We start from the raw sequence: 489 nt of genomic DNA on the forward strand, positions 1-489 counted from the left end.
GGAAAATATGACAAACCGAGAAGCACACGAAGCAGCGTATGAGCGCCGAACGTCTGCACTGGCAACAAAACACGACCCTGAATGCGATTGTGGCATCTGCCAATACTGCAACGGGAGTGAGGATAAGTTTGGCAATCCGACTAAGCGTTCAGACATGGAAATCGGGAATATCCGTCGAGCCATAAAAATGCTTATGGTTATTGAGTGTTCTGAGTGCGACGAAGCAAAAACGGGGCCATTGCAAAGCATGGATTTTGCCCCTTTGGCTCAGGAGCGACTGGAATTTTCAAAGACCGCTTGGAAATATGGCTGGATCGTAGAAGCTGACAAAGTGCTTTGCCCGAACTGTCGTGAGGAAGAAATAGTATGAGCGATTTAATGCGTCAATTGAAAAAAGACCTTAACAACTCCCGCCCTTGTGCTTTATCGCGGCAAAATGTAGAGCGAGTAAAAGAGACGATCCCTGAGACGATGTTCTGTGTCAGTTGC

The 489-nt window shown here is 47.2% G+C and carries 1 protein-coding gene; it reads left to right on the forward strand.

Annotated elements, in window-relative coordinates:
- A partial coding sequence (locus tag AC3DE3_RS17215) for a hypothetical protein (RefSeq protein WP_488370839.1) occupies nucleotides 1-370 on the forward strand: 370 nt, incomplete at its 5' end.
- Between the last annotated feature and the right edge of the window lie 119 nt (nucleotides 371-489).

It is taken from the genome of Dietzia sp. IBK-p2-16D, assembly GCF_057773085.1.